The organism is Phenylobacterium sp., assembly GCF_016793225.1.
Lineage (GTDB): Bacteria > Pseudomonadota > Alphaproteobacteria > Caulobacterales > Caulobacteraceae > Phenylobacterium.
In genome coordinates, this window is sequence record NZ_JAEUMN010000187.1 from 1 (window position 1) to 3,643 (window position 3,643).

Consider the following 3,643-nt stretch of genomic DNA (forward strand, 5'->3'; position numbering starts at 1 on the left):
CAGGGCGCCGAGATTGTCCGTCCAGGGCAGCACCGTGCGGCAGACACCGGTCAGGGCTTCAGCGAAGATCCGCTCCCAGCCGCCGACCGTCTGCCAACGCCCCTTCCAGAAGCGCACGTTCTTGCCCGCCACCCACGCCGCTCCGCCAACGAGGACGGTCGTCTCGTCGCTGTTGATGCCGGCCGGAATGTCCAGGTAGGTCCTCATGCCAGGAGCGCGTCCGCCTCCTGTTGCGTGAGCAGCCCCTCCGCCACGAGGTAAGCCGTGCCCTGCATGGTGTCGGCGTGGTCGAGGTCAACCAGCGTCGCCGCGCCCAGGAGGTCGAGGAAGTCCTCGATGACGGGGTCGGACTTCCCGGCCGTCCGGATGGCGATGCGCTTCTGCGGAGACAGCCGCTGCATGAACGCCAGCCGGCTCACCGTCCGCGGTGCCGCTGGCTCAGGCTCGGCCACCGGCAGGAAGCCGGCGTCATCGTAGCCAAGCTCGGCGCAGGCTGTCGGGTCGAGATGCGCCGGCAGGTTCGCCAGAGCAGCCTCGGTGAGGCCTTCCAGGGTCGAGGGCAGCGGGCCGGGATCGCCCACCTCGGCCCCCGTGCTCACGATGATGCGCTGGTAGAGCATCCCTAGTCCCTCACGAAGAAGACCATCACGAGGCCGCTCGCGCCGTAGAGCGTGCCCCCGAACGCCGTCCCAGAACCGCCGCCCGGCGCGTTGCCCGCGGTGTTCGCGGCCACGGCCGCGCCGCCGTTGAAGTCGCCGTAGCTCGGCGCTGCGGGCCCGATCGCGCTCCCGCCGCTCAACCCCGCAACACCTGGCAGGTTGATGTCCCCGCCGCTCGCCACACCGGCGGCGCCTGAGGAATTGCCAGCGCCGGCGGTGACCACGCCGCCGGGCAAGGTCACGGTACTGTCCGCGCCCGGGCCGCCGCACACGATGGGCGCCGTCTGCGAGACATCCAGGAAGGCGTCCTTGATCGCCATCGAGGAGGAGCCACCGGCTTGGCTCGCACCGCTCAGCGCATTGCCGCCGCCGCCCCAGAGCACGAAGCGCCAGAACCCGGATTTGGTGGGGCGAAACGAGTAGGAGCCCGGGGAGAAGATGACCGCGGCGCCGCGCGCGTCAGGGTACGGCGTCGCGGCGATCGACACCGCCGCGATCCTCGTGCCCCCGATCTGCCGGCGCGCGACCCCCGCCATCAGAGATCCTCGTACTGCGCGTCAAAGACCACCCCGGCCGCCAGCGAGACGCCGATGCCGACGTACAGCCGGTCTCCGCCGGCGAGGCGAAGCGGCGTGCTCTCCGTGATGCCGAAGTCCGTCGACGGGATCGCCGTCGTGACGGCGACGGTGTGTGCGCCCATGAGCACAGAGCGGATCAGGCGCCGGGTCACTCCGGCGTCCTTGGAGAGGTACAGCTCCAGCCGGGTGGCCGTGAGGGTCCCTCGCGGCGTCGCCTTCAGGCCATAGACGACCGCACCCTGCGCGCCGGCCGTGAGCAGCAGTTGGACGCCGGCGCCCGGCGAGTCGTCGAGGTCGGTATTGGCCGTATCGCAGACGGCGTAGGCGTTCTTGATGGTCTGTGGCGTGACGAGGGGCATGGCGGCTCCTACCGGCGACCCAGGATGAGAGAGATGGCCGCGACCTCGTCCTCGAAGTCGCCGATGTCGGCCGCGAGCGGCGTCTGCCAGGAGGCGGTCGTCCCGTCCGTCTTCACGAACTTGCCCGCATTGCCGCCTTGGCCGGGCAGCGCGCCCGCGTTGTAGGTCCAGGCCACACCGTCGACGTACGCCTTGATGCTCTGGGCGTTGGGGCCGAGCGGCCGCACGTTCGAGGCGTCGCAGACGATGAAGTTGATCTCGCCGGGCGTCAGGGTCGCCGTCCCGCCGGCGCCCGTGGTCACGACCACGTCCCCGCTCGCGCCGTTGCGGACGAGGTAGATCTTCTCGACGCCCGGGATGACGATCGATCCGCCGGTCCCGCCCGTCACGTCCAAGAAGGCGCAGCGCGCCTCGTCAGCTGCGCCGTTGGCCGTCGTGAGCGTCTTCGAGCCCGATAGGGTGAAGGCGACGCGCTTGGCCAGCGCGTCCTCGAGCAGCTGGAATACGCCCGTGTTCAGAACGATGCCCCAGGCGTTCAGGTTGTCGCCGGGGGCTTGGTAGTTCAGGCGGAAGCGGAGGGAGTAGGTGCTGGCCATCAGAGCGCGCTCCCGTCCGAGCGCACCCACGCCACGCCGTTCGAGACCGCGACGCAGCCGACATCCGTCACGGCGACGACGCACCAGCGCCAGCGCCCCGGATCGGGAAGGCTCGCCTCCTCAAATTCGGCGAGTTTGATCGGATGCTTCGGAGCCCGGGCAACGAAGTCCCGTTCGAGGCCCCGCTTTTCCATCTCGCCGATCACAGGCAGGCCTCCACGCGGCCCGCGCCGATCCGGCGCATGGTCTTCATGCCGAGATCCTGCTCGGCCTCGCGGATCGCGTCCTTGGCTAGGGCGACGCCGCCCGGGTCGCGCAGGACGTCGCGGTAGAGGGTCATCCGGGCCCGAGCCGCGATCAGGTCCGCGCCGTCGTTGGTCCAGGCGTTGTCGACGCTGTCAGCGGCCGTCGCGGTGATCTTCGGCGTGACGTCGATGACGCCCGTCGCGACCAGGGTCACAGGGCCCGATGGCGTCGGGTAGAGGCGGACGCGCTCGCCCGCAGGCGCGTAGTCATAGGGCTCGACCGCAGTGGCCGGGCTGTTCGCCAGCCAGTCCTCGATCACCTCCATGTCCCGCTTCTCAAGCCAGATCTGGCCGATGCGGATCTTGTCGATGACACGCGTGCCGGTCGGCAGGGGGACGTAGCCGTCGGCGTCTGCGGAGATGGGGCTTCCGGTCAGCGAGCCCACGTTGAACCAGAAGCGATGGGTCGAATAGTGCTCGACCGCCCGAGCGATGTGCTGGGCGATCTGGGTCGTCAGATTGCGCTTCATGAGCTCGTCCGCGATCCGAGCCTTCAGGTCCCCAAGCGTCGCCATGTGGGCCCTCCTTTCTCGGCCGCGGCTGGACGCAGGGGCGGGAGCGCGAGGCTCCCGCCCGCGCGCCGTTAGCCGTCGGTGTTCGGGACGTAGGCGATCACCACCTGGGCTTCGCCCGCGGTGGCGTCGCTGTTCTGGTCCGCGTAGGTGGCCGTGATCGTGGTGTCGGCCGCCACGTAGAAGCTGACCGCTTCGTCGCAGGGCGCGAAACCCACCGTCTGGCCGGCGAGGTCTGTCGCGAACAGGTCGGCGGTCCCGGAGGTGCCGATGTCGATCAGGTCGGTGCCGGTGCCGTTGAAGGCCGTGTGGATGTTCACGCCGGAGATGGGCTTCAGGATCACTGAGCCGGCGGGCACCACGCCCACCGTCACGGCGACGCCGCGGTCGGTGTAGGTCAGCCGCTTGCGAAGAAAGTGGACGACCTGCTGCGAGTACTGACGCGGGTTGTTCTGGGGCATGCGACCTCTCCCGTCAGGCGGCGTAGGTGGAAATGACGATCGTGGAGAGGTCCGCGCCGTTGTAGCGCGTCTTCTTCAGACCAGCGATGAAGCCCGCCTCGACGCCGAGCTGGTTGCCGTAGTCGAACAGCTCCTCGTTCCAGTCGGCCGAGGTGGTGCTGTCGTAGCCCTGC

Annotated in this window: 9 protein-coding genes; all 9 read right to left on the minus strand. The window is 69.6% G+C overall.

Annotated elements, in window-relative coordinates:
- Window positions 1-207: hypothetical protein (locus tag JNK30_RS21905; RefSeq protein ID WP_293485731.1), on the minus strand; the 207-nt coding region annotated here is incomplete at its 3' end.
- Window positions 204-620, minus strand: coding sequence for a hypothetical protein (locus JNK30_RS21910; RefSeq protein ID WP_293485733.1), 417 nt, complete (start codon window positions 618-620; stop codon window positions 204-206). The genes JNK30_RS21910 and JNK30_RS21905, both read right to left, overlap by 4 nt.
- Before the next feature lie 2 nt (window positions 621-622).
- Entirely contained in the window at window positions 623-1,195 is a 573-nt protein-coding gene (locus JNK30_RS21915) for a hypothetical protein (protein ID WP_293485735.1), read from the minus strand.
- Window positions 1,195-1,596, minus strand: a complete 402-nt coding sequence (locus JNK30_RS21920; protein WP_293485737.1) for a hypothetical protein — start codon at window positions 1,594-1,596, stop codon at window positions 1,195-1,197. Before JNK30_RS21920 ends, JNK30_RS21915 begins: the two co-directional genes overlap by 1 nt.
- A gap of 8 nt (window positions 1,597-1,604) precedes the next feature.
- Window positions 1,605-2,192, minus strand: a complete 588-nt coding sequence (locus JNK30_RS21925; RefSeq protein ID WP_293485739.1) for a hypothetical protein — start codon at window positions 2,190-2,192, stop codon at window positions 1,605-1,607.
- Complete coding sequence (locus tag JNK30_RS21930; protein ID WP_293485741.1) at window positions 2,192-2,398, minus strand: hypothetical protein; 207 nt, start codon at window positions 2,396-2,398, stop codon at window positions 2,192-2,194. The genes JNK30_RS21925 and JNK30_RS21930 overlap by 1 nt, the downstream gene beginning before the upstream one ends.
- On the minus strand, window positions 2,395-3,012 hold the full coding sequence (locus JNK30_RS21935) for a hypothetical protein (RefSeq protein WP_293485743.1): 618 nt from the start codon (window positions 3,010-3,012) through the stop codon (window positions 2,395-2,397). Before JNK30_RS21935 ends, JNK30_RS21930 begins: the two co-directional genes overlap by 4 nt.
- A 68-nt stretch (window positions 3,013-3,080) precedes the next feature.
- Window positions 3,081-3,470 carry a hypothetical protein gene (locus JNK30_RS21940; protein ID WP_293485745.1) on the minus strand — a complete coding sequence of 130 codons (390 nt, stop codon included), beginning with the start codon at window positions 3,468-3,470 and terminating at the stop codon, window positions 3,081-3,083.
- 13 nt (window positions 3,471-3,483) lie between these two features.
- On the minus strand, window positions 3,484-3,643 hold a 160-nt coding region (locus tag JNK30_RS23030; RefSeq protein ID WP_367118775.1), incomplete at its 5' end, for a DUF4043 family protein.